The sequence below is a fragment of the Flavobacterium sp. DSP2-3-1 genome, assembly GCF_049896865.1.
Classification (GTDB): Bacteria; Bacteroidota; Bacteroidia; order Flavobacteriales; family Flavobacteriaceae; genus Flavobacterium.
In genome coordinates this window covers 84,961-107,780 of the sequence record NZ_JAFCVD010000003.1, presented here as the reverse complement: position 1 = coordinate 107,780, position 22,820 = coordinate 84,961, and the positions used below count along the sequence as shown (strand labels likewise).

The following is a 22,820-nucleotide window of genomic DNA, read 5'->3' as shown; positions in this document are numbered from 1 at the left end:
TTAAAACTCATAACTCACAATTTATAATTTCAAATGATACAAACCGTAATTTTTGACATGGATGGCGTAATTGTCGACACTGAACCCGTTCATCGTTATGCTTATTTCAAACAATTTAATGAATTAAATATTACTGTTACGGAGGAAATGTACACCTCATTTACTGGTTTTTCGACTCGAAATACGTTTCAGAAATTGAAAGAGATTTTTGTAATTGAACACGAAGTTGAAGATTTGATTCAAAGAAAACGTACTATTTTTAATGATGCTTTTGACAGTAAAGCTGATTTGGAATTACTGGAAGGTGTTGAAAGTTTTATTAAAGAACTGCATCAAAACGGAATGCAGTTGATTCTGGCTTCTTCAGCATCCAAAGTTACTATTGAGCGAGTTTTTAACCGGTTTAAATTGCATGAGTATTTTACGCATGTTGTAAGCGGAGAAGATTTTCCAAATTCGAAACCAGATCCTGCTATTTTTGAACATGCCGCTAGTTTGTCAATTGCCCCAAAAGAGAGCTGTATTGTCATTGAAGACAGTACGAATGGAATAAGAGCGGCGAAAGCTGCAGGGATTTTTTGTGTGGGTTACAACAGTATTCATTCTGAAGCTCAAGATTTATCAGAAGCTGATGTTGTAATTAATCATTTTAATGAATTGGGTTTTGATATCCTTAAGGATATTCAGTCTAAATTAAGAAATAATTAACAATAGAAAGCCACTGAATTTGTAAATTTGGAAACATAAAAATTTGAAACATGAAAAAAATAATCATTGTATTTGCCATTATTATAGCAAATTTCACTATCGAGGCACAAGTTAAAACACCTCAATCGAGTCCGAAATCTACCATCATGCAAGCAGTAGGTTTGACAGATGTAGAAATTAATTATTCAAGACCAAGTGCAAGAGGAAGAGCCGTATTTGGTAATTTAATTCCTTTTGGAAAAGTGTGGAGAACAGGAGCGAATGAAAACACAACCGTATCTTTCAGCGACGATGTAATTATTGATGGAAAAACTTTGAAAAAAGGAAAATATTCGTTGTACACAATTCCAAAAATAGAAAGCTGGGAAATAATTTTTTATAAAACTACTGATAACTGGGGTAATCCAGAAGAGTGGAAAGAGGAAAATGTAGCACTTAGAGCGACTGTTAAGCCAGAAACTTTAAATAAAAGTGTGGAAACATTTACTATGGGAATTAGTGGTTTGGATAACAATTTTGCCTTTTTAGAAATATATTGGGAGAACTCGTATGCAGCGTTAAAATTTGAAGTGCCTACACAACAAAAAGCAACAGCTAATATCGAGAAAGCATTAGCTGGACCAGTTGCTGCAGATTATTTTTCTGCCGCTCAATTTTTATTTCAATCGAACGGGGATAATGCAAAAGCTTTGGTTTATGTTAACAAAGCATTGGATATGAGTAAAGATAAACCATTTTGGTTTAACAGATTAAAGTCATTGATTCAAGCCAAACTTGGAGATAAAAAAGGAGCAATCGAAACTGCTAAATTATCTCTTGCCGCGGCAGAAATTGCTAAAAACCAAGATTACGTAAAAATGAATAAAGACAGTATCGCAGAGTGGAGTAAGAACTAATTATATAAACTCTTTTACAAAAAAAACCCGTTTCAAATAGATGAAACGGGATTTTTTTTGTTTGAAAAATCAGGCATTATCATTTTAAATGTAGCGCCTAATACCATTTTATTTTTGTAATAACCTTGATAAACAACCTTGCAGTTTGTCATTTTGAGGAAATGGAAATCTCCTTACGTTATTCAGATTGTGTGATTCCGTCTTCATCGGAATGACAATATTACTAATAAATATTCCAGTATTTTTGAAAATAAAAGGATACTATCAATATGATTTGCAAATTTTAAGTTAATAGATTTACGAAACTAAAACACAATCATTTAGTTCAGAAATTAAAGAGCTACAGTACTTTTATTTAAGCAGTGATCCCTTTCTGTTTTCTGAAAATCGTCCATTGTAATAGCAACGAAATTACTATCGTTAACATTGCTCCGATGAAATTAAGCCATAAATAACCCAATTTTTCCTCACCGCTTGGAAAGATGTAAATCGCGTAATAGTAAATGATAAAAATAGTAAGTTGACTGACAACAGCACTGTAAAATATAGCTTTAGATTGAACTTTGTGTACGTAAAAACCAACCAGAAAAATTCCCAATACGGTTCCGTAAAATATAGATCCAATGATGTTTACCAATTGGATTAAATTTTCAAACAGCGTCCCGATGCAGGCAAAAAGTATCGCAATAATTCCCCATAATAAGGTAAAGAATTTGGTAGCGTAAAGGTAATGCCTTTCTGATTTTTCCTCTTTGACATTTCGTTTATAAATATCAATTGCAGTAGTGGATGCTAATGCATTCAGTCCGGAAGCGGTTGATGACATTGCTGCTGAAATGATAACAGCCAGCAATAATCCTATAAGTCCTTTGGGTAAATAGTTAAGAATAAAGTGAAAAAACACATAATCTTTGTCATTCGTTTCACTATTGCTATCAGCTTTTATAATTATTTCTTTAGCTCGATCTCTTAAATCTTTTTCTTTATTGGACAAAGCCACTAATTCTTTTCGAAGGATTGGATTATCATAATCTTGATTGAGTTGATCGATGTACAAAAGATTAATCACTTTTTTATCCTCCGATAAATCGTCTAGTTTTTTCTCCAAAGCATTGTATTCGCCTTTGAAAGCCGATTTTTCAATCATTGCTTTGTTGTTTGGATTAAAATTTAACGGTACAGGATTGAATTGAAAAAAAACAAAAACCATTACTCCAGTAAGTAAAATAAAGAACTGCATCGGTACTTTTAAGAGTCCGTTCATAATCAGGCCCATTTGACTTTCCCGAACAGATCTTCCGGATAAATAACGTCCTACCTGAGATTGATCCGTTCCAAAATAAGCCAGCGCAAGGAAAAAACCGCCTGTAATTCCGCTCCAAAAAGTATATTTTTCTTCCGGGTCAAAAGAGAAATTGACAATGTTCATTTTATCATTCGCGCCGGCAATATGCAAAGCACTGGTAAATGTCATATCATTTGGTAAATAATGCAATATCAGAAAGAATGTGATGAACATTCCGGACATAATTACAAACATTTGCTGTTTTTGAGTTACATTCACCGCTTTTGTGCCGCCCGAAAAAGTATAAATGATTACCAATACACCAATTATAATATTCATGTAAGTAAGATTCCAACCCAATAGTGCCGATAAAATAATCGCTGGCGCATAAATCGTCAATCCAGTTCCTAAACCTCTTTGGAACAGAAAAAGAATTGCTGCAAGAGAACGGGTTTTTAAATCAAATCTTTTTTCAAGGTATTCGTAAGCCGTGTAAACTTTGTATTTGTGATACAGAGGAATAAAGGTGACACAAATTACCACCATGGCAATAGGCAATCCAAAGTAGAATTGTACAAATCCCATTCCGTCATGATATGCTTGTCCCGGAGTGGAAAGAAACGTAATTGCACTAGCTTGGGTCGCCATCACGGAAAGTCCCACAACATGCCACGGTGTTTCATTATTTCCCAGAATAAAGTCTTCTACATTTTTACTTCCTTTGGTTTTCCAAGCACCGTAAATTACTATGAACAGTAAAGTAACTACGAGTATAATCCAATCAAATAATTGCATAATTTAAGAGTATAATTTCATGATGAGACAAAAGATCAAGATGTAAATAGCATTAGCCACAAGCACCCATGTGTAGTTCTTTTTCCAGGTTTTTATTTTTTTTGTTTCCATTTTTGGTAGCGTTAGTGCTTTATATTTTTCGCAGGAATAGTTTTGGATGATTTCAACGAGATGATATTTGAAATTAATTTATAGGCACCGGCAACGCCTTCAGGTAATTCTCTAAAAAAGCTTAAACCTGTATAAATGTAATGGCCTTTTCCGTATTGAGCTATCAGTAAAGCACCATTTTTTGGTGTTTCTCCTTTATCATTTGAAGATAGAATAGGAGTGAAGGCTTTGTCGTATTCATTTGGATAATACAAACCTTGCTCTTGTTTCCATTCTTGAAAATCTTTAGCGGTAATCTTATTTGGGAAATTCAAAACCGGATGGTTTGCTGCCAAAAATCGGACTTCGGCATCTTCCTCCGTTACTCTGTCGCGGGACAGTTTCAACGGATAAGGTGCAATATTATCGGTTACAAGATCACCGGCAGTATTGTATTGAACAAGCATTGTTTTTCCACCTTTTACAAAATCAAAAAGAATGTTTTGCTTATTTGCCAATGCCGCAACGGTGTTGTAAGCACGAACACCAGTTATGACGACATCAAAATTTTCTAATTTTTCAGGTGTTATTTCTTCGGGTTTTAGCAGGGTAACAGTGTAGCCTAGTTGAGTCAGGCTATCTGGAATTTCATCTCCGGCACCCATAATGTATGCGATTTTTTCACCATTTGTTTTTAAATCCGTTTTAATGCATTTGGCTTCAGCCGATTTTAAAACTTGCTGTTTAGTGATGTGATCGTAATTAATGATGATTTGCTCTTTGTCAAATCGTTTATTATCAATAATTGCAACACTTTTTGCTGTTGCCTCTTCGGATTTGTTTGGTGCAATTACTTCAAAATAGACAATTTGCTCGGTTCCCTTTTTTTGGATATTGAATGGAATTGATTTTGGAGAAACATTCCAGTTTTCAGGCAGTTCCAGTTGGAGATTTCCTTTTACTTCATCTTTCCCTGCTTTAATTTTTACGCCTACGTATTTAATCTTGGTGTCTTTAAAAATCAGTACTTTGTCAATTATTGAAGTGGTAACTTCAGGTACAATATCCAGATAATTATACACCTCGCCTTTTACATCATCATTGTATTTATAAACAACAGTTCGTTCAATCGGGATTTCAATTCCGTTGATTTGAACGTTAAATATTACTTTAGTTTCCCTAATAATATCTGGAATTCCTATATTTTGTTGCTGATTTACGGCATACATTCCCTCGGTTCCTTTTGCTGTCAGCCAATACGGTTGTGTGTAATTAATTGATTCGGGTAATTTAACATCCAGGTTTATATTGTTTAGAATATTATTTTTTAAATCCCGATTTTGAGGCGTATTAATTTGATTTGGCAGAGCGGTCACACTCATTAATTGAATAGGAACGGAGCTTCTATTAATGGCTTCGAGCTTCAGTTTAATCGTGCTTCCGGGAGTCGCTTCCTGATTTTGAGCTACGGCTTCAAGATACAAACCCGAACAGGCTGCTATAATTTCTTTTACGGATGAAGATTTTAATGGTGCCCAATGATTTTCATCTAAAGCTTTCATCATAGTGTAGGCTTTCGCCAAATTGGGAATACTTGCCGCAGGATTATTATGATCGAATTCAGCTTTGATGATTGTCAACAATTCTCCGATTGCTTTTCCTCCTTTTACGCGGTTCCAAGAGGTATCGATTCCTTCAAATAATGATTTTTTGTCTGTTAAAGCACTTCCATTTATAAACTCTAAATATTCTGTTTCTTCGCCACGTGCACCAGTGCTGCCAAAACCTTGCGATTGATGACGGCTTCTACTTAATGCTGCTATTTCTTGATTTGATTTCCCTAAACCGGCATAATATACGCCAGTTTCTATTGCAATTAGGTTCTTTTTATCAGCGGCATTAAATTTTTCGAGAGTACCATAAAACCACCAAGAGGTATTGAAAAACTGACGCTTGGTTTGCCAAGGTTTTACAAATTGCAATTGTTCCGGAAAAATGGCTGGATTATTGGCCAGTTCAAAACTTTCTACACTCAACATTGCCGATGAAGTGTGATGACCGTGTGTAGTCCCTGGAGATCGATGATCAAACCGGTTGACAATTACGTCGGGCTGAAATTTCCTTATGGCCCAAACAACGTCAGCCAATACTTTCTCTTTATCCCAAATTTCTAAGGTTTCTGTTGGATTTTTAGAAAACCCAAAATCATTGGCACGGGAAAAAAATTGTTCTCCACCATCAATTTTTCGGGCTTCAATAAGTTCTTGTGTTCGTACTACCCCCAATAATTCCCGTAGTTGCGTTCCTATTAAGTTTTGGCCGCCATCACCACGTGTCAACGATAAATATCCTGTTCTTGCTTTTTGTTCATTGGATAAATAAGAAATTAGTCGGGTATTTTCATCATCTGGGTGCGCTGCGATGTACAGTACTGATCCAAGAAAATTAAGCTTTTCAATTTGATGATAAATTTCAACGGAATTTAATTTTTGTGGTCGTTGCGCAGTTGTAATTTGAAAACAAACCAGAATTGTTACAATGATTAGGCTGAGTTTTTTTTGCATTCTTTTAAATTTAATTTGCAATAGCTTCAAATGTAGGAATTAAATATTTTTTTCTGAAATTTTTTTAGTTTTCTTTAAAGAATAATAGTTCGATTGAACAAAAAAGAGAGAAAACTAATTGTAGTTTTCTCTCTTTTTTTTTGATGGTATTTTAAGGCTTAATCTCTATCTTCTCCATGTCCATGTTTATTCCCACGTCCATGTCTATAATTTTTATTTTCTTTATGATCATCATTTTCTCTATGATTATCATTTTCTCGATGACTGCTGTAACGTATGCGGTTGTCGTATTGTTTACGGTTATCATATTGTCTGTTATTCACATACACTCTGCGGTCATTGTTATATCCTATATTTCTTTGTTCTCTAGGATGGTATCCTCTATAATATTTGGTTTTATGGTTTCTAAAGTTGTTGTAAGGTCTAGAACCATGGTAATCATTTAATACTACTTTGTATCCATTATATAAATCATAGTTTCTGTATTGACTAGGCAACTGTCTGGAACGAATCCACCTTCCACCACCAAAATAAATAAATTGTGTGGCTCTAATATCATAGTAGGATTCAACATCAGGTAAGTAATAGTAGTCTACGTTCGAATATCCTACTGGACCCCAAGATGGAGCGGTTCCTATATTTACATTTACTGAAACTTGCGCTTGTATTGTACTGGAGGCAAAAAGGATAATTCCTACGGCAATTAATTTTAGTGTTCTCATCTTTTTTTAAATTTTTTTGTAATTGTTTATTGGAACTCTTTTTATTTTCTGTTTATCGTTTTCCAACAACTGTGCCAACGTGAAATAATTAACTTTTTTTTAAGATTTCATTAGTATATTATTTTCCCCAAAAAAAAAGAACCTCGCTTGGAGGTTCTTTTTTTTTGACAGGATATTCCGGTATTAATGCTTGTCGTTACCATGTCCTTTATTTCCTTTTCCATGACCATTATTTCCTTTTCCTTTGTTGTAATCATCATTTGCGTTGTTTCCATGGTTATATGAAGCTTTACGAACCACAACTTTTTTGGTGCCTATTGTTTTTTGTGGACTACCTTTATACCCTTTGAAATATTTAACTTTATGATTCTTAAAGTTACTATATGGTTTTGAACCATGATAATCATTCAATACTACTTTATAGCCATTGTATAAATCATAGTTTCTGTATTGGGTAGGTAAATTTCTGGAACGTATCCATCGTCCATCACCTAAATAAATAAATTGCCTGGCTTTTATATCATAATAAGACTGAACATCTGGCAAATAATAATAATCTACTGCGGAGTATCCTGCAGGACCCCATGATGGAGGACTTCCTAAATTTACATTTACTGAAACTTGTGCCTGCATCATATTGGTTGATGCCAAAAGGATTATAGCTACGGCGATTAATTTTAATGTCTTCATCTTTTTTAATTTTAATTAATAATCTTTTTATAAGTACTATTTAAGTCACGATTTTCTTTATCAAAGCCAAGAACTGTGCCAAGCTTAAATAATAGGGTTTGTATTGAATGTAGATTGTATAAAAAAAGGAAACGATTGACCGTTTCCTGATTTTTATTTTTAATTTTTATTGGCTTATAACAAAAGAATCAATAAAAGAATAACGATAATAATAGCTCCAACAGATAAATAAACACCATTTCCTGTAGATTTTAATTCTGCTTTGATAGCACGAACTTCTTTACGTAATTCTTTTTTCTCTGTTGAAGTCAATTCAGACTTGTCCATTGCTTTTATTTCGTTTAGACGATTAAGCAATACTTTAACTTCAGCAGGAACTTCTTTTGGGGTACTTGAAACCGAAGTTGGAGTTTTTTCAGCAGCCAACATTTGCGTAGGAACAATACTCAATGACAATACCATCATCATTAAATAAAAGGTAACTTTTTTCATTTCTTTTGGTTTTAATTAAAAATTTATATTTGATAAAAGTAAAAAATAATACGCTACAAAAACTTACACTATTAACGTAATTAATTATATAATTTACGTAAACTTCATTGAGGTGTAATTTGTATTTTTTTTAAAATTAGCATTTTTAAGATTTTGATTGCTTGTAATTGTACTGCTGATTTAGTTTTTTTACTTGTAAATTACAGTTCTTGGTTTTGCTAATTCAAAATCCTGAAAGCCAAAATCTGTTGTCTCAAATGCATTCGATTTGAAAATGTGTTCGCCATTTCCGGGAATGGTAGGATAATAGGAAAGGGAAACTTGGAAAGAACTAAAGACTAAATAATCATTGTTTATGATGAACCCAATCCCAATTTTAGAATACGCTTTGCTTTCCGTCAAGCTTTTTTTTGAATTCCCAAGTAAAGCAATTGAATAATTAAAAAAAGGATTCAAACGAAATCCCCAAAAATCCCATGGAGCGTAGGCTTGGGTTTGCAAAGTCATTAAAGCTTTTTTGGTCCCATATTCTGCCATAGTGAAACCATCGAGACCATAATTCTCATTAATTGAAAGTTGATCTCCAATTGCATCCATGCGGTTTGATCCAATAACTAATTGTGGTTTAACAAACTGTCGTAATTTCCATTTTCCAAGAGTTAACAGATTGGTGAAATAATTAGCCTGAAAAGAAAAAGCCGTCTGTTTGGTAGTGGCTTTTTCAAAAAAAGTTCCCACTTCCAAATTAACACTTAAAAAACCATATTTGTAAAAATTCCCGAAGGAGGCGCGACCACCCAAATAATATCGTCCAGAACTGTTTTTATATTGGTAACCGGTTGTAATTCCGTAATTTCTTCCAATGGGAACATCCTCAATAATTCCGTTTTTGAAAATAAAGCGGTCTCTTATAAATTTACGTGACGAAATACCAATTCCAACTAAAGCGAGTTTTTCATTCGAATAAAAATCATCGCGATCATATTCAAAAACGGGACTTTCTTGGTATTTAATATGCAAAAACCTTCCTGTTGCAACAAGATTTGTCGTTCTTTCACTTTCAGTATTACCCTTGAAAATTCTAAAAGCGCGTCCAAGCCAAAAATCGTGTGTATTGAATTTGAAATTCTGATAGGCAAAAACTAAATTGGTGTCGGGTAAGGTGTCTTTTCTGAATTGCTGATCGACATAAACTCCACCAGCCCATTTTGTCAAAGGAGAATAAAAAGGGCGATCAACAGCGATGCTTTTTCCATAATAACCGTCTAAATCAATTTGGTAAGTGACTTTGGTATTTATAAAGGTATTTTTTATATTAGGAATAGTGTAAGCAACTGCGTAGGCACTTTTTCCGTCACTGAATCTATTTCTTATTTTATTTTCAAATTGATGTCCTAAACCTAAAAAATTACGGTCGTTCAATCCAAAACTAATTCTTGAACTTGAAAGCGATCCTCGTGGAACCAAACTCCAAGAATCTAAAACTCGGATAGCAATATCTACAGAATCAGGGCTATTTGTAATTAATTTAGGTACAATATCAACCCGATTTATAAATCTTTGCGCTCGTATCAAACGCTCCGATTCTTTCACTAATAAAGAATTAAACGGTTTATTTTTTTTGATTAGCAATAAATTTCTTATTGTAAGTGGATTGGTTTTAATATGGATTTTATTCCCATTTCTTTCCGCCCAATTTTTAGGCTTTTTTAAAGTGTCAATTTCAGAATACCCAAAAGGATCGAGTGTAAGAATAGTAATGTTTCTTATAATTTTGCCTTCAAAACCGCTGTAATTTTTTTGGACTTCTTTTGTTATTTCGTATTTTATCAATGACGATTTAAAAAATAATTTATGTATCAATCGGGTAAACTTATTCTTTTTGGAATAGTTTTTAATAGTAGAATAAACTTTGGTTGAATCTTTTCCAGGCTCTATTTCTTGCCCATAAGAAATATGAGAACAACAAATGAACACAAGAAACAATACCAGTTTTATTTTTTTATACATTGTCAAAGAATCTACTGTAAAAGAGTAAGAAAATCTCAAGAAAACGTCTTAATGATTGCGTAAAGATTTAAAGATATTCAGCATTATAAAGTGATTTGGTTAATGGTTACACATTTATCTATCAGTTTGATTGGAGGCATTTTCAGTAGTCGTTTCGGTAAAAACCGGAACAACAACATCAGCTTTGATTATCATCTTTTCCGATGGTGCTTCAGAATCAAACAACGGTAATTTAATTTTACGCCAAGTGTAGGTTTTAGGTAAATGATCGCCCATTAAATAACCCCAAGGCTCCAATGATTCTACTCGGTCAAAAATCACTTTGAGAACAGCAAGTATCGGAAGTGCTAAAAACATTCCTGAAATTCCGGCAATTGCTCCGCCAATAATGATTCCTACAATTGATATAAATGCATTTATTTCAACTTTAGAACTTACAATCAAAGGAACAATCAAATTATTATCAATTAGCTGAACGACGATCGTAATTACAATTACACCCACAATTATTGATAAATCAGGTGAACCGGTTAATGAAGCTACGATACTTAAAACACCGGCAAAAAGAATTCCTATGTAAGGAATTAGATTTAGAATTCCTGTAATGATTCCCAATAAAATGGCGTATTTCATACCAATAAGCATAAATCCGAGCGTTGTCATTACTGAAATTAAAATCATTTCTATAATCAAACCTACAATGTAACTGTTGATTGCTACTCTTACATTTGTTAAAATGCTTTTTAACTGTTCGTGATTTTCTTTTTTGACTAGTTTAGATAAAAACAGTAAAAAATGAGTTCTGTACAAAAGAATTAAAAAAGTATAAATTGGAATTAAAGTTAAATTTATTAAAGTATCCGTAAATGACATTAGGGTAGTTCCAATAATTTCTTTCCCTTTTTCCATCGAATCTTGAGTAGCAGTATCCATGTACTGCTTTTGTTCTCTTGAACTTAAATGAAAATTATCTCTCACAAAAAACTGAATATTCCTAAGATGAATATTTATATTTCTTTCTATTTTATCAAAATCATCTGCAAAATCACTGATTTGAAAGGATAGAAACACAAAAAGACCGATGAAAATTAAAACAAAGAATATCACGGCAATCATTACTGCCAGCACATGCGGGAAACGAAGTTTTGATTTGAAAAACTGAACAATAGGAAACAACAAAATGGCAAATAAAAACGACATCATTACAGGAATCAATATGTCTTGACCAATGTAAAAAATAAAGATAATAGCAATTAAACCCAACAAAGTCAAGGATAATTTAGCATAAAATGGAAATTTTAAGATGTCATTCATTTCTTTTTTGTTTTGTATTTTAAACTAATTATTATTCAACTGACAAATATGCGGTAATAAAAAAATTAAAGTTTTACATATTTTTTAGCAATAGTTATATAATTGTCACGTCCCAATTGATAGATTTATTATTGAAAATAACATTAGCATTCATAAAGTTATAAATTAATCTACGAATTCCTTATTTTCAAAATGATTTTTTAGAACGGATATTCCCTTCTGCAATAGCAAATTATTTGGATAAATAATTTTTTCGCCTTCAATCGTTTTCAGGAAAACATGAAAGGCACCAATATCTTCAATTTCGGCTTCAATTGGAAAATCTTTATCGTGAATTTTTATAACGTCACCAATTTTAAAAGGAAAAGAAAAAAACAAAATAATACCAGAAGTAATATTACTCAAAATAGACCATTGAGCAAACATGGCAACTCCGACAACGGTTGTAATTGAAGAAAGAGCAATAAAAATATCTTTAGTCTGTACTCCCCAAATTATTATTAAAGAAACAATTACCAGTATATGGATAAATAAATGAATGTATTTGATAACTAAATTGGTTCTGTGTTCCAGCGTTTGGTTTGATTTTGCGTAGCGACGCACCAGTTTTGTTGAAATTATTCGCAAAATAATCAGCAAAATCCCTAAAACTCCGGTGGCAATTAATTCCCTTGTGTATTCGTGCATTAATGAGATTTCCATAAATTAACTAAGCTAAATTATTCAAATATTCGTACACTTTATCCGTTGGCATTCCCATCACATTAGCATAAGAACCTTCAATTTTTGAAACACCTATGAAACCAATCCATTCCTGAATGCCATACGAACCCGCTTTATCATACGGTTTGTAATTTTCTAAATAATAACGAATGGATTCCTCACTTAATTCATTGAAAGTGACTTTTGTTATTTCGTGTAAAATTTCGATTTTTTCATTGGTTTTAAAGCAAACGGAAGTGATGACTTCATGAGTAGCATTCGATAATGATTTCAAGATTTCGAAAGCATCTTGTTCGTCTTTTGGTTTACCCAAAGCTTTGTCATTGTGCCAGACAATGGTGTCGCTGGTAATCAGAATTTCATTTGGATTTAATTCTCCTTCATAAGCGCTGGCTTTTAGTTCAGCCAAATAATTAGTGATTTCATGAGCTTTTAATTCCGGAGGATAAATTTCTTCGATTTCTTTCAATCGAATTTCAAAATCTAAGTCTAAATCTTTAAAAAATTGTTGGCGTCTCGGTGAACCCGAAGCCAGAATTAAAATGTATTTTTTTAATTTATTTCTAAGCATTATATTTCATATTTAAACTGATAACAACAATGGACAGGATTCCAAAAAGCAGAATCCATTTTAAAAGTATACTCAAAATGTGCAACTCTTTTTTCGATGTAGCCGACCACATTTTTACAGTAAAAAAAATCAGCGGACCTACAACAAAAAGCAACAGATATACTGTAACGAATAGTAAATCGAACAAGTATTTATTAATGTAAAATAAAATAAAAAAAAGTGGAATAAAACTCAATCCAAAAACTATTTTTCCAGTTCTGGATTTTCCTATTGCAATGGGTAAGGTGTTCATTCCTTGGTTGTAATCACCATCTGTATCTTCAATATCTTTCACAATTTCCCGAAGCAGATTAATCATAAAAGCAAAAATAGCGTAATCTACTAATATAGAAAAAAACAATCCCATTTGCTGCTGATTGTCTATTCCTGTCGCAGGATATAAATCAAAAATACCAATGATAATTACACTAAAAGAAAGCAACAATGCAACAATAATATTACCAATGAGCATGATTTGTTTCAGACTTGTGGCATACAAATAAAGTGTCGCTGCAATCAGAATAAAAATAGATGCAAAACCCGGTTTGGCTATAACATTTGATAAATAGAAAGCAATCGCCACGCCGGTTGCAGTAAGTCCAATGTATAAATTATAGGCTTGCGTTTCCGAAATGCTTTTGCCTATAACAACGGTATTGGGTTTGTTGATTGCATCCGTGTTTTGATCAAAAATATTATTAATGATATATCCACCACCAGCAATCAAAACGGTTGATAAAACTAATAAGCCATATTGCCAATCCGCTAATGCCAGAGGAATATTTTGAGTTTTAAAAAATCCATACCTAAAAATAAGCTGCATAAAAGCGAGCAATAGCAGGTTTTGGTATCGGATGAGTTTTAGAAATGGAACCACAGATTTTATTTGAAATTTATTATTTAAGATTTAAAATACTACTAATCGTGTTTCCCGTCAAAATAAGCCATCCATTTTCCTTGTGCTTTCATAACTTGCTCTATTACGTCTCTCACAGCGCCTTTTCCACCATTTTTATGTGAAATATAGCTACAAATGGCTTTGATTTCTGGACTTGAGTCTTGAGGACAAGTTGGTAATCCCACTAATTTCATTACATGATAATCAGGAATATCATCGCCCATGTACAAAACATGTTCTGGATTTATTTGGTAAACATCCGTATATTCATCAAAGGTTTCCACTTTATCGGGTGTGCCCAAATAAATATCTGTGATACCAAGATTTCGAAGTCTGACCCGAACACCTTCATTACTTCCGCCCGAAATAATACACACCTTATAACCGCTTTCAACAGCAGCTTTCATCGCATAACCATCGCGAATGTTCATCGTACGCAAAATTTCTCCTTCATTGGTTACAAAAACAGAGCTATCGGTTAATACGCCGTCGACATCAAAAATAAAAGTAGTGATATCGTTCATTATTTCTTTATAACTTTTTGCCATTCTCTAATATTGATTGTGTTAGTGTTTTATAAATATTCAAATGATTCGCCTGTGATAAAAAAGCTTCATGTGCTTCAATAGTTGCAGTGTCATTGCGTTTTGCAGGACCAGTTTGCGCTTCTTCCGGAGAAAGTATCATTATTTTATTTGCGGTTTCAGCGATTAAAGGCTTCAAAATTTCGAAAGGAACCTGATGTTCCTTACAAATTTCCTGACCTATTTGGTACAAATGATTCGTGAAATTATTGACGAAAACCGCCGACACATGCAAGGCTTTTCGTTGTTCTGAATTTATTGCGAAAACTTTTTCAGAAATTGATTTGGCTACTTTATCCAATAATTGATAATCAAAAGCATTTTCACTTTCTAAACAAATTGGGATTATTTTGAAATCTACAGGTTTGTTTTTGGTAAAGGTTTGCAAAGGATAAAAAACCCCTTTACGATTGTTTTCATTCAAAACATTCAACGAAACACTCCCTGAAGTATGCACCACCAAACGATTTTTAAACGGAAGTTGTGAAGAAAGCGCTGCAATCACATCATCCGATACACAAATAATATATAAATCAGCCTCCGCCAAAGTATCTAAATCATTTGTAATCTGTTTCAAATCGATCAGGTAGGAAACACTTTCTGTTTGTCTGGAATAAACTTGAACCAGCTCAATTTCCGACCCCTGAATTTTAGCATTTTGAAAAGCGGCAATCAAATGTTGCGCTACGTTACCGGAACCAATAATTACTACTTTGACCATGGGACAAAATTAGCAAAAAAATATTAAGAGTTTTGTTCGAAATTTACGCGGGTGAAAAATTGAATTTAGCCCTAAAAAGAGCCTTTTCAGGGTTTGTAAATCATTCTTAATTTTGGTTTAAATTAACAAATGTCAGAATATAAAAGTCAACATTTTTAAGTACTTTTGTGACACTTTTACAAAACATAATCCCATAAAAATGGATAAAAAAATATTCTCTTTTTTGTTTTCTACACGATTAATGGCCTTTTTATTTATTTCTTATGCCGTTGCCATGGCTACCGGAACTTTTATCGAAAGTAAATACAACACCGATACCGCAAAAATTTTAATTTACAATGCCTGGTGGTTTGAAGCCATTCACGTATTTTTCGTTATCAATTTCATTGGAAATATCAAGCGTTATCAACTCTTAAAGAAAGAAAAATGGGCTACATTATTGCTTCACTTATCTTTTATCTTTATTATTGCGGGTGCTTTTGTAACGCGTTACATCAGTTATGAAGGGATGATGCCCATCCGAGAAGGCGCTTCGGAAAATCAGATATTTTCAGATAAAACCTTTCTGACTGTTTTTGTAGACGGTGAATTTAAAGGTGAAATGAAACGCAGGGTTTTTGAAAAACAAGTATTGCTTTCTCCGGCAACAAATAATGATTTTAGCATTTCAGGAAAGTTTGCCGATACTCCATTTGAAGTAGAATATGAAAATTTTATCATGGGAGCTAAAGAATACATCAAACCAGATCGTACAGGTACTTTGTTTTTGAAAATTGTAGAAGCTGGAGATGGCGGGCGTCACGAGCATTTCTTGAAAGATGGCGAAGTACAAAACATTCACAACGTATTATTTTCCTTAAATAAATTTACAGATGGTGCGATAAACATCAATACTACCGGAACTGCTTATACAATCCAAACACCTTTTGAAGGTAATTTTATGAGAATGGCGGATAAATTAGAGGGTAAAGTAACTAAGGATAATGCGCAACCATTAATGATGCGTTCATTATATAGCATTGGCGAAATGCGATTTGTATTTCCAGATCCCGCGGTAAAAGGAATTGTTGATTATGAATCGGATAATGATTTTAAAGCTAAAAGCCAAGAGGATGCAATTACTGTAAAAGTTATGGCCGAAGGGAAACAACAAACGGTGACCGTTTTAGGTTCCAAAGGTAAAGTTGGAGAAGCTAAAACAGTTAAAATTGGAAAAATTGATTATACTTTTTTTTATGGAAGTAAAGCGTATGTATTGCCTTTTAAGATAAAGTTGAATGATTTTATCGCACAGAAATATCCGGGAACGGAGAAAAGTTATTCTTCGTTTGAAAGTAAGGTAACTGTTGAGGACAAAGAACCTTTTGATGCCAGAATTTATATGAATAATGTTTTGGATCATGATGGATATCGCTTTTTTCAATCCGGTTTCGATCCTGACGAAAAGGGAACCATATTATCCGTAAACCACGATTTCTGGGGAACTGCAATTACGTACAGCGGTTATTTCATGCTTTATTTTGCAATGATGGCGATTATGTTTACTAAATATTCCCGTTTTGCGGATATTAAACGCAAACTGGAAGTGGTTAAAACCAAGAAAGCTAAATTATTAACTATTTTAATATTGCTGTTCAGTTTCAATAGCTTTGCACAAGAACAGGAACACAATCACGCGGATCACGAAGGACATGCGCATACGGAAGCCGAAGCTGCACCAGCAACTCATGCGAATCACACCAAAAAAGTACTCAGTCAGGATGAACTGAATGCTTTGATCACTAAATATAAAGTTCCTGAAGCGAATGCTGCTAAATTTGGTAGACTGGTAATTCAAGATGGTGGCGGTAGAATGAAACCGATTAATACGTTTTCATCAGAATTATTGCGAAAAGTAAGTCATGATGATTCTTATAACGGAATGAATTCTGACCAAGTGTTTTTGTCCATGACACAATACGCGAGTTATTGGATTGAAATCCCAATTATTTATATCAAAAGCGGGAATGATAGTATTCGAAAAATTATTGGAGTCGACAAGAAAGCAGAATTTGCTCCTTTTGTGGCTTTCTTTGATGCTAAAGGAAATTACAAGCTTTCTAAATATTTAGAAGAAGCATTTAAAGCTGCAAATCCTAATCAGTTTGAAAAAGATTTTATCGAAACAGATAAAAAAGTAAATCTGATGGAATCTGCGTTAAGTGGTAGAATATTGAAGATTTTCCCAATTCCGGATGATAAAAATAACAAATGGGTTTCTTATTTAGAACTCAATGAAGCAGGTTTTAAAGGAATGGAAGCGACCTATACTAAAAATGTACTGCCTTTGTATTTTGGGTCTTTGGCAAACGCTTCAGACTCTAATGATTACAAAACAGCCGATGAGTTGCTGGAAAGTATCAATGGTTTCCAAAAACGATTTGGTAGCAAAGTAAGACCAAGTGATGAAAAAATCACTTCAGAGGTGTTGTATAACAAATATGATGTTTTCAAGAAATTACCGTACTGGTATATTTTTGCGTCTATTTTGATGTTGTTTTTTACGATTTTACAAATCTTTAAAGAAAGAAAAGCCCTGAACTATTTAGTTAATTTTATGCATATTGTCGTGATTGCGTTATTTGCATTGCACACTTTTGGATTAATTGCAAGATGGTATATTTCGGGCCATGCGCCTTGGAGCAACGCATATGAGTCTATCATTTATGTAGCTTGGGCAACGATGTTTTTTGGTTTGGCTTTCGACAGAAAATCAAAACTTACTATAGCTTCATCAGCATTCGTAACCGCCATGATTTTGGCTGCAGCCTACATGAACTGGATTGACCCGGAAATTGCAAATTTACAACCGGTACTGAATTCGTATTGGTTAATGATTCACGTGGCGGTTATTGTGGCAAGTTATGGACCGTTTGCGCTAGGAATGATTTTAGGAGCAGTTTCATTATTATTGATTTTGTTTACCAATGAAAAAAACAAAGCCAAAATGGATTTGAATATTCAGGAAATCACTTATATTAATGAATTAGCGTTAACAGTTGGTTTAATTATGTTAACTATTGGAAACTTTCTTGGAGGACAATGGGCTAATGAAAGTTGGGGACGTTATTGGGGATGGGATCCAAAAGAAACTTGGGCCTTAATCAGTATTATGGTCTATGCTTTTGTAATTCATGCTCGATTTGTTCCTTCTTTACGAGGAAAATGGATTTTTAATTTGATGAGCATGTTTGCTTTTATATCCATTTTGTTTACGTACTATGGTGTAAATTTTCACTTAGTTGGATTACATTCTTACGCAAGTGGCGAAGCACATTCTTTGAATTGGATATGGTATTCATTAGGGGTAATAACTTTATTTGGAGCTATTTCCTATCCAAAATATAAGAAGTATTATAAGAAATAATATTTTTTTGATTGCTATAAAAAAAGGTTCAACTTTGTGGTTGAACCTTTTTTGTTTTAATTAGAAAAATAGGTTATTTATACTTTCCCCAGTGTATATAATTGTTCCATCGTAGGAGTTAAACTTCCACCTTTAGGTTCAAGTGTAATTCCAAAAGCTTCAGCTTCATTAGCATTATTTACCGCAAATAATTTTTGTTCATTTGCATCAAAATCTTCTAATAATCCAATACTGGTAGGAGTCAACGGGCTTAATTTTAATGCCCAAACCTGATAAACCATTCCCTCAGGTGGTTCTGGTAAACCAGCAGCGTCAATATAAACTACTTTAGTATCTTGATTCCAGTACACTTTCGCTGAAGATTCAGGAGCAACTGCCTGTCCTCCAAGAGCTACAACTGTGTTTTTTGTGTCTCTTACAACCGCTAAACTCGTTTCATTAGCCGTATTTTTTAATTTTAAGAAATTAAATTCTTTCTCTAATTTAGCTTTCTCAATTTCAGTAGTAGCTACTTGTGTCGAGGTTTGGTTCAGTTGGTCGTATTGGTAGCCAATACCAACTAATAACAACACAGCCGCTGCCCATCCAATATATTGAGACCTGTTTTTGTTAGGTTCTAATTGTATGATTTCAGCATGTTTGAGTTCTAGTTTAGCTTTAATTTTTTCATAATTCGCAACAGAATGAAACGGTGAAAAGCTTGACGATAAAGCAATAATGGCTTTTTCAATAGCGATAATTTCCGCATGTATTTCCGGACTGTTTTTTGCCATGGTACTCACTTCTGCGTTTTCGGTTTCATTAAGTAAACCGTAAACATAGAGTTCCAGGATTCCTGATTCTATATATTCTTTTGTTTCCATTATACTTTCAAATAATTTCGTAAGTCATTAATACAATTCCTATTTTGTGTTTTTACTGTTCCCAAAGGAATTGCCAATTCATCCGAAGCTTCCTGTTGGGTATAACCTTTAAAAAACAGTAAATCAATTATTTGAATACATTTTGGTTTCAGCCTTTTTACAAAATCCTGCAAACCTATAGTATCCACTTTGTCAACCAGTTTAGAACTGTCTTCAAAATGATTTACGAAATTATCAGTAGAAAGGTTTTTTTGACTGTTATTAAAATTTTTAGAACGCAGTTTGTCGATAGAAGTATTTCGGGCAATATTCAGAATCCAAGTGTAGAATCGTCCCTTGCTTTCATGATAGGAATCAATGTTTTTCCAGATTTTGACAAATACATCCTGAAGTACATCTTCGGCTTCTTCTCTGTTTTTTACAAGAACATTTATAACCGAAAATAAACTTTTAGAATACATATCATATAGATGTGTAAAAGCTCTCTCGTCTTTCTTATAAATTAATACTAATAATTCTTCTTGACTCATATCTTATTATTTAACGAATACAAACTTATACATTCTTATTTACAAATGACATATTTAATGATTACCAACATTAAAATAAATTTTAGGTTAAAAAAAATACTTTTTTTTTAACTTGTAAGGCATTGTTTATCAATATTTTGATAAAAACATTCATTTTTTTTTATGTTTTATAAAACCAAATCGAATACTTACCCGTAAATGATCGTATAAACTTTTAATTTTATCAAAATGAAAAAAACAAAAATGATTTTAGGTCTATCGCTAGTGGCGGTTTCAGGCTTAATTTTAGTAGCTGCGGATCACATTGATGCTCCATTAACTGCATCAGGGAGTGCAATTGATATTACTGATGTCTATGCTTTTCAAGGTCAAAACACTAGTAATTTAGTATTTGCTGTCAACACACAAGGGTTGTTAAGTCCCGGTGCAACTGCTGCGGCAAAATTCGATGAAAATGTAATGATTGAAATCAATATTGACAATAATGGTGACAACATTGAAGATCTGGTAATTCAAGCCATCAAAAGAGATGACAAAATGTACTTCTTTGGACCAGTTGCTCCAGGTACGACAGGAACTACAAGTACCATCAAAACGGCTGCAGCTTCTGGAAGTGTAGCAATAACATCTTACGGTACTACAGCATTAACTGCTGAAAAAAATGGAATGAAATTTTTTGCTGGACCAAGAGACGATCCATTTTTCTTTGATTTAGGTCAATTTAAGGCAATTCTTGCAGGGACTGCAACAGGATTTAAAAGTTCAGGTGTTGATACTTTCGCAGGAACTAATGTTATGTCATTAATCGTAGAAGTTCCAAAAGCAATGTTAGGGACATCAAGCAAATTAAATGTTTGGGCTGAAACTAAGAAAAAACAATAACATTTTAAATTTAAATTATGAAATCGCATAGTAGCGATTTCTCAAAAAAACTTAAATACAAACATCATGTATAAAACAAATAAATTCAAAATTATAGCAATCGCATTAGTAGCAGCGGTTGTTTCCGTAAATTGTGATAATGACGATTCAAACAGTAATCCTGAGGCGAATCTTAATTTCTCAGGAACATTTGTACAGCAAGATCAAATGGCTAGACCAGCAATTAATACTGTATTCATTGCTTCAGGACAGCCTAAAGATGATTTTAATGCTGCAATTCCTTCAGCAATGGGAGCTAAATATCAATCTATTTTCCAATCTAGATTATTAGCTTTAAATTCAGGCTTTACCACTAATGCTTTAGGACAAACTGCAGCTCAGTTAACGGGTCTTTTGTCTACAGACGTATTAAACGTATCAAAAACTGCTAAAACAACGTTTTTTGATGGAACAAATGTTTTAACAGGAAGAGCATTGGCAGATGATGTAATTGACGTTGAATTGTTATTGATTTTTGGAGGTTCTACTGGCGCATCTAATCCTAATCTAACAAAAGACAACGTAAATGCAAATGACAAAGCATTTGGAACAACTTTTCCTTACTTAGCTACTGCTTGGTAGTATTATTTTAAAAAAAAACAGAGCGTTTACATGGTAATCTTCGCTCTGTTTTTTTTTTTAAACAAACAAACAAACAAACAAACAAACAAACAAACAAACAAACAAAAGACTTAGAGTATGAAAACTTTAAAAATAATCCCATTTTTGGTTTTCACAATCCTATTTATATTCGGTTGCGAGACTAAATCAAAACAAATTACGCATACAGAAGATTATAATAAATATTTGACAATAAAAGATAATAAATCATTGAGTTTTGCACGAAATGAAATTGATTTTTGGCAAAAAAAATTCGATGCTGCTCCCAACCAAATCAGTTATTTAAGTCAATTATCATCTAATTATAGTACTCTTTTTGAATATACAGGGAATATCAGTCACTTGTATAAATCAGAAGAATTATTAACAAAATCGAATGAAGCATATGATTACTCAAGAGTTTCCACCATTCGATCTTTGGCAAGAAATTACATTTCCCAACATCGTTTTAAAGAAGCGCTTGTACTTGCTAATAAATCTTTAGCTATAGGCGAAGGAAGAAAAGAAACCCAAAAATTACTTTTTGACGTTCAAATGGAGTTAGGAAACTATCCTGAAGCTATCAAAAACTTGAATGCTATTCGAGACATGACTGATTTTGATTATTTAATTCGTCTGGCAAAGTGGAATGATCATAAAGGCGACTTGGATACTGCTATAACTTTTATGGAAAAAGCCAGAGATATTGCTGAAAAATATGATAATAAGACCTTAAAAATATGGTCTTATTCTAATTTAGGTGATTTTTATGGTCATGCGGGAAGAATTGAGGATTCGTACAATAGCTTTTTACAGACGTTAGCGATCGATCCTAATTATTCTTACGCTTTAAAAGGAATTGCCTGGATTGTTTTTTCAAAAGAAAGAAATACAAAGGAAGCTAACCGAATTATTGATGCAATTGCAGCAACTCACAATACGCCGGATTTTTACTTATTAAAATCTCAAATTGCTCAATTTGATGGAAATAAAATCGCGGAAATAAAAAACAAAAACGCTTATTTCTCGATGATGGACAATAATAATTATGGAGCAATGTATAACAAGTACAATGTTTTGATATACGCTGATGACAAACAAATGGCTAAAAAAGCATTAGAAATTGCAAAAATTGAGGTCAATCATAGACCTACAGCTGATTCTTATGATTTGTTGGCATGGTCGTATTTAAATTTAGGTCAGCATAAAAAAGCATTACAAATTGCACAAAAACATGTGGTTGGAAAATCATTTGAACCAAAGGTGCAATACCATTTAGCTATGATTTACAAGTCTAATAATTTAACGCTCAAAACCAAACCTATTAAAGAAGAATTGCTTTCCAGTTTGTATGAGTTAGGTCCTAATTTTGATCAAAAAGTGAATCAGTTATAGCAA

20 protein-coding genes are annotated in these 22,820 nt (G+C 33.1%); 6 read left to right on the top strand and 14 right to left on the bottom strand.

What is annotated here, in order from left to right; translation table 11 throughout:
• Window positions 1-33: 33 nt before the first annotated feature.
• Both ACP7AT_RS04510 and ACP7AT_RS04505 read left to right on the top strand, forming a co-directional pair.
• Window positions 34-708 (top strand): HAD family hydrolase, encoded by a 675-nt coding sequence (locus ACP7AT_RS04510; RefSeq protein WP_426063155.1) that lies wholly within the window; start codon window positions 34-36, stop codon window positions 706-708.
• 50 nt (window positions 709-758) lie between these two features.
• Window positions 759-1,604, top strand: a complete 846-nt coding sequence (locus ACP7AT_RS04505; RefSeq protein ID WP_426063154.1) for a DUF2911 domain-containing protein — start codon at window positions 759-761, stop codon at window positions 1,602-1,604.
• Window positions 1,605-1,959: 355 nt separating this feature from the next.
• Here ACP7AT_RS04505 and ACP7AT_RS04500 read toward each other — a convergent pair whose 3' ends face one another.
• From ACP7AT_RS04500 to ACP7AT_RS04445, 12 genes are all read right to left on the bottom strand, one after another.
• A complete protein-coding gene (locus ACP7AT_RS04500; protein ID WP_426063153.1) occupies window positions 1,960-3,684 on the bottom strand; it encodes a sodium:solute symporter in 1,725 nt (574 codons plus the stop codon).
• A 122-nt stretch (window positions 3,685-3,806) separates the two neighbouring features.
• Window positions 3,807-6,338 carry a PIG-L family deacetylase gene (locus ACP7AT_RS04495; RefSeq protein ID WP_426063152.1) on the bottom strand — a complete coding sequence of 844 codons (2,532 nt, stop codon included), beginning with the start codon at window positions 6,336-6,338 and terminating at the stop codon, window positions 3,807-3,809.
• A gap of 158 nt (window positions 6,339-6,496) precedes the next feature.
• Window positions 6,497-7,060 (bottom strand): hypothetical protein, encoded by a 564-nt coding sequence (locus ACP7AT_RS04490; protein ID WP_426063151.1) that lies wholly within the window; start codon window positions 7,058-7,060, stop codon window positions 6,497-6,499.
• Window positions 7,061-7,243: 183 nt separating this feature from the next.
• Entirely contained in the window at window positions 7,244-7,750 is a 507-nt protein-coding gene (locus ACP7AT_RS04485) for a hypothetical protein (protein WP_426063150.1), read from the bottom strand.
• A gap of 174 nt (window positions 7,751-7,924) precedes the next feature.
• Entirely contained in the window at window positions 7,925-8,242 is a 318-nt protein-coding gene (locus tag ACP7AT_RS04480; RefSeq protein ID WP_091206277.1) for a hypothetical protein, read from the bottom strand.
• 189 nt (window positions 8,243-8,431) lie between these two features.
• Window positions 8,432-10,252, bottom strand: a complete 1,821-nt coding sequence (locus tag ACP7AT_RS04475) for a hypothetical protein (protein ID WP_426063149.1) — start codon at window positions 10,250-10,252, stop codon at window positions 8,432-8,434.
• A gap of 114 nt (window positions 10,253-10,366) precedes the next feature.
• The gene (locus ACP7AT_RS04470; protein WP_426063147.1) at window positions 10,367-11,566 is read right to left on the bottom strand and encodes an AI-2E family transporter; all 1,200 of its coding nucleotides are present in this window, start codon (window positions 11,564-11,566) and stop codon (window positions 10,367-10,369) included.
• A 165-nt stretch (window positions 11,567-11,731) separates the two neighbouring features.
• Complete coding sequence (locus ACP7AT_RS04465) at window positions 11,732-12,268, bottom strand: mechanosensitive ion channel domain-containing protein (RefSeq protein ID WP_426063146.1); 537 nt, start codon at window positions 12,266-12,268, stop codon at window positions 11,732-11,734.
• 7 nt (window positions 12,269-12,275) lie between these two features.
• Window positions 12,276-12,860 (bottom strand): Maf-like protein, encoded by a 585-nt coding sequence (locus ACP7AT_RS04460; protein ID WP_426063145.1) that lies wholly within the window; start codon window positions 12,858-12,860, stop codon window positions 12,276-12,278.
• Window positions 12,853-13,722 (bottom strand): geranylgeranylglycerol-phosphate geranylgeranyltransferase, encoded by an 870-nt coding sequence (locus ACP7AT_RS04455; RefSeq protein WP_426063356.1) that lies wholly within the window; start codon window positions 13,720-13,722, stop codon window positions 12,853-12,855. Before ACP7AT_RS04455 ends, ACP7AT_RS04460 begins: the two co-directional genes overlap by 8 nt.
• A gap of 95 nt (window positions 13,723-13,817) precedes the next feature.
• Window positions 13,818-14,345, bottom strand: coding sequence for a KdsC family phosphatase (locus ACP7AT_RS04450; RefSeq protein ID WP_091206293.1), 528 nt, complete (start codon window positions 14,343-14,345; stop codon window positions 13,818-13,820).
• Window positions 14,329-15,102 carry a Rossmann-like and DUF2520 domain-containing protein gene (locus ACP7AT_RS04445; protein ID WP_426063143.1) on the bottom strand — a complete coding sequence of 258 codons (774 nt, stop codon included), beginning with the start codon at window positions 15,100-15,102 and terminating at the stop codon, window positions 14,329-14,331. Before ACP7AT_RS04445 ends, ACP7AT_RS04450 begins: the two co-directional genes overlap by 17 nt.
• A gap of 199 nt (window positions 15,103-15,301) precedes the next feature.
• Between ACP7AT_RS04445 and ccsA the strand changes: the two genes are divergently transcribed.
• Window positions 15,302-18,508 carry a cytochrome c biogenesis protein CcsA gene (ccsA, locus tag ACP7AT_RS04440; protein WP_426063141.1) on the top strand — a complete coding sequence of 1,069 codons (3,207 nt, stop codon included), beginning with the start codon at window positions 15,302-15,304 and terminating at the stop codon, window positions 18,506-18,508.
• Window positions 18,509-18,585: 77 nt separating this feature from the next.
• On the opposite strand, the gene ACP7AT_RS04435 is transcribed toward ccsA, so the two are convergent.
• Both ACP7AT_RS04435 and ACP7AT_RS04430 read right to left on the bottom strand, forming a co-directional pair.
• The gene (locus ACP7AT_RS04435) at window positions 18,586-19,371 is read right to left on the bottom strand and encodes an anti-sigma factor (protein ID WP_426063140.1); all 786 of its coding nucleotides are present in this window, start codon (window positions 19,369-19,371) and stop codon (window positions 18,586-18,588) included.
• Window positions 19,371-19,901 (bottom strand): RNA polymerase sigma factor, encoded by a 531-nt coding sequence (locus tag ACP7AT_RS04430; RefSeq protein WP_426063139.1) that lies wholly within the window; start codon window positions 19,899-19,901, stop codon window positions 19,371-19,373. The genes ACP7AT_RS04435 and ACP7AT_RS04430 overlap by 1 nt, the downstream gene beginning before the upstream one ends.
• A gap of 228 nt (window positions 19,902-20,129) precedes the next feature.
• Between ACP7AT_RS04430 and ACP7AT_RS04425 the strand changes: the two genes are divergently transcribed.
• The 3 genes from ACP7AT_RS04425 to ACP7AT_RS04415 all read left to right on the top strand — a co-directional run bounded on the left by ACP7AT_RS04425 (window position 20,130) and on the right by ACP7AT_RS04415 (window position 22,817).
• Window positions 20,130-20,783 carry a DUF4331 family protein gene (locus ACP7AT_RS04425; protein WP_426063138.1) on the top strand — a complete coding sequence of 218 codons (654 nt, stop codon included), beginning with the start codon at window positions 20,130-20,132 and terminating at the stop codon, window positions 20,781-20,783.
• Window positions 20,784-20,849: 66 nt separating this feature from the next.
• Window positions 20,850-21,404, top strand: a complete 555-nt coding sequence (locus ACP7AT_RS04420; protein WP_426063137.1) for a DUF4331 family protein — start codon at window positions 20,850-20,852, stop codon at window positions 21,402-21,404.
• Window positions 21,405-21,521: 117 nt separating this feature from the next.
• Window positions 21,522-22,817: a tetratricopeptide repeat protein gene (locus ACP7AT_RS04415; RefSeq protein ID WP_426063136.1), complete on the top strand. Its 1,296-nt coding sequence runs from the start codon at window positions 21,522-21,524 to the stop codon at window positions 22,815-22,817.
• The last annotated feature ends 3 nt before the right edge of the window (window positions 22,818-22,820 follow it).

Excerpts from the sequence above, each read along its gene's own strand:
- ACP7AT_RS04510 (WP_426063155.1), top strand. The coding sequence starts at position 34 with ATGATACAAACCGTAATTTTTGACATGGATGGCGTAATTGTCGACACT.
- ACP7AT_RS04505 (WP_426063154.1), top strand. The coding sequence starts at position 759 with ATGAAAAAAATAATCATTGTATTTGCCATTATTATAGCAAATTTCACT.
- ACP7AT_RS04500 (WP_426063153.1), bottom strand. The coding sequence starts at position 3,684 with ATGCAATTATTTGATTGGATTATACTCGTAGTTACTTTACTGTTCATA.
- ACP7AT_RS04495 (WP_426063152.1), bottom strand. The coding sequence starts at position 6,338 with ATGCAAAAAAAACTCAGCCTAATCATTGTAACAATTCTGGTTTGTTTT.
- ACP7AT_RS04490 (WP_426063151.1), bottom strand. The coding sequence starts at position 7,060 with ATGAGAACACTAAAATTAATTGCCGTAGGAATTATCCTTTTTGCCTCC.
- ACP7AT_RS04485 (WP_426063150.1), bottom strand. The coding sequence starts at position 7,750 with ATGAAGACATTAAAATTAATCGCCGTAGCTATAATCCTTTTGGCATCA.
- ACP7AT_RS04480 (WP_091206277.1), bottom strand. The coding sequence starts at position 8,242 with ATGAAAAAAGTTACCTTTTATTTAATGATGATGGTATTGTCATTGAGT.
- ACP7AT_RS04475 (WP_426063149.1), bottom strand. The coding sequence starts at position 10,252 with ATGTATAAAAAAATAAAACTGGTATTGTTTCTTGTGTTCATTTGTTGT.
- ACP7AT_RS04470 (WP_426063147.1), bottom strand. The coding sequence starts at position 11,566 with ATGAATGACATCTTAAAATTTCCATTTTATGCTAAATTATCCTTGACT.
- ACP7AT_RS04465 (WP_426063146.1), bottom strand. The coding sequence starts at position 12,268 with ATGGAAATCTCATTAATGCACGAATACACAAGGGAATTAATTGCCACC.
- ACP7AT_RS04460 (WP_426063145.1), bottom strand. The coding sequence starts at position 12,860 with ATGCTTAGAAATAAATTAAAAAAATACATTTTAATTCTGGCTTCGGGT.
- ACP7AT_RS04455 (WP_426063356.1), bottom strand. The coding sequence starts at position 13,722 with ATGCAGCTTATTTTTAGGTATGGATTTTTTAAAACTCAAAATATTCCT.
- ACP7AT_RS04450 (WP_091206293.1), bottom strand. The coding sequence starts at position 14,345 with ATGGCAAAAAGTTATAAAGAAATAATGAACGATATCACTACTTTTATT.
- ACP7AT_RS04445 (WP_426063143.1), bottom strand. The coding sequence starts at position 15,102 with ATGGTCAAAGTAGTAATTATTGGTTCCGGTAACGTAGCGCAACATTTG.
- ccsA (WP_426063141.1), top strand. The coding sequence starts at position 15,302 with ATGGATAAAAAAATATTCTCTTTTTTGTTTTCTACACGATTAATGGCC.
- ACP7AT_RS04435 (WP_426063140.1), bottom strand. The coding sequence starts at position 19,371 with ATGGAAACAAAAGAATATATAGAATCAGGAATCCTGGAACTCTATGTT.
- ACP7AT_RS04430 (WP_426063139.1), bottom strand. The coding sequence starts at position 19,901 with ATGAGTCAAGAAGAATTATTAGTATTAATTTATAAGAAAGACGAGAGA.
- ACP7AT_RS04425 (WP_426063138.1), top strand. The coding sequence starts at position 20,130 with ATGAAAAAAACAAAAATGATTTTAGGTCTATCGCTAGTGGCGGTTTCA.
- ACP7AT_RS04420 (WP_426063137.1), top strand. The coding sequence starts at position 20,850 with ATGTATAAAACAAATAAATTCAAAATTATAGCAATCGCATTAGTAGCA.
- ACP7AT_RS04415 (WP_426063136.1), top strand. The coding sequence starts at position 21,522 with ATGAAAACTTTAAAAATAATCCCATTTTTGGTTTTCACAATCCTATTT.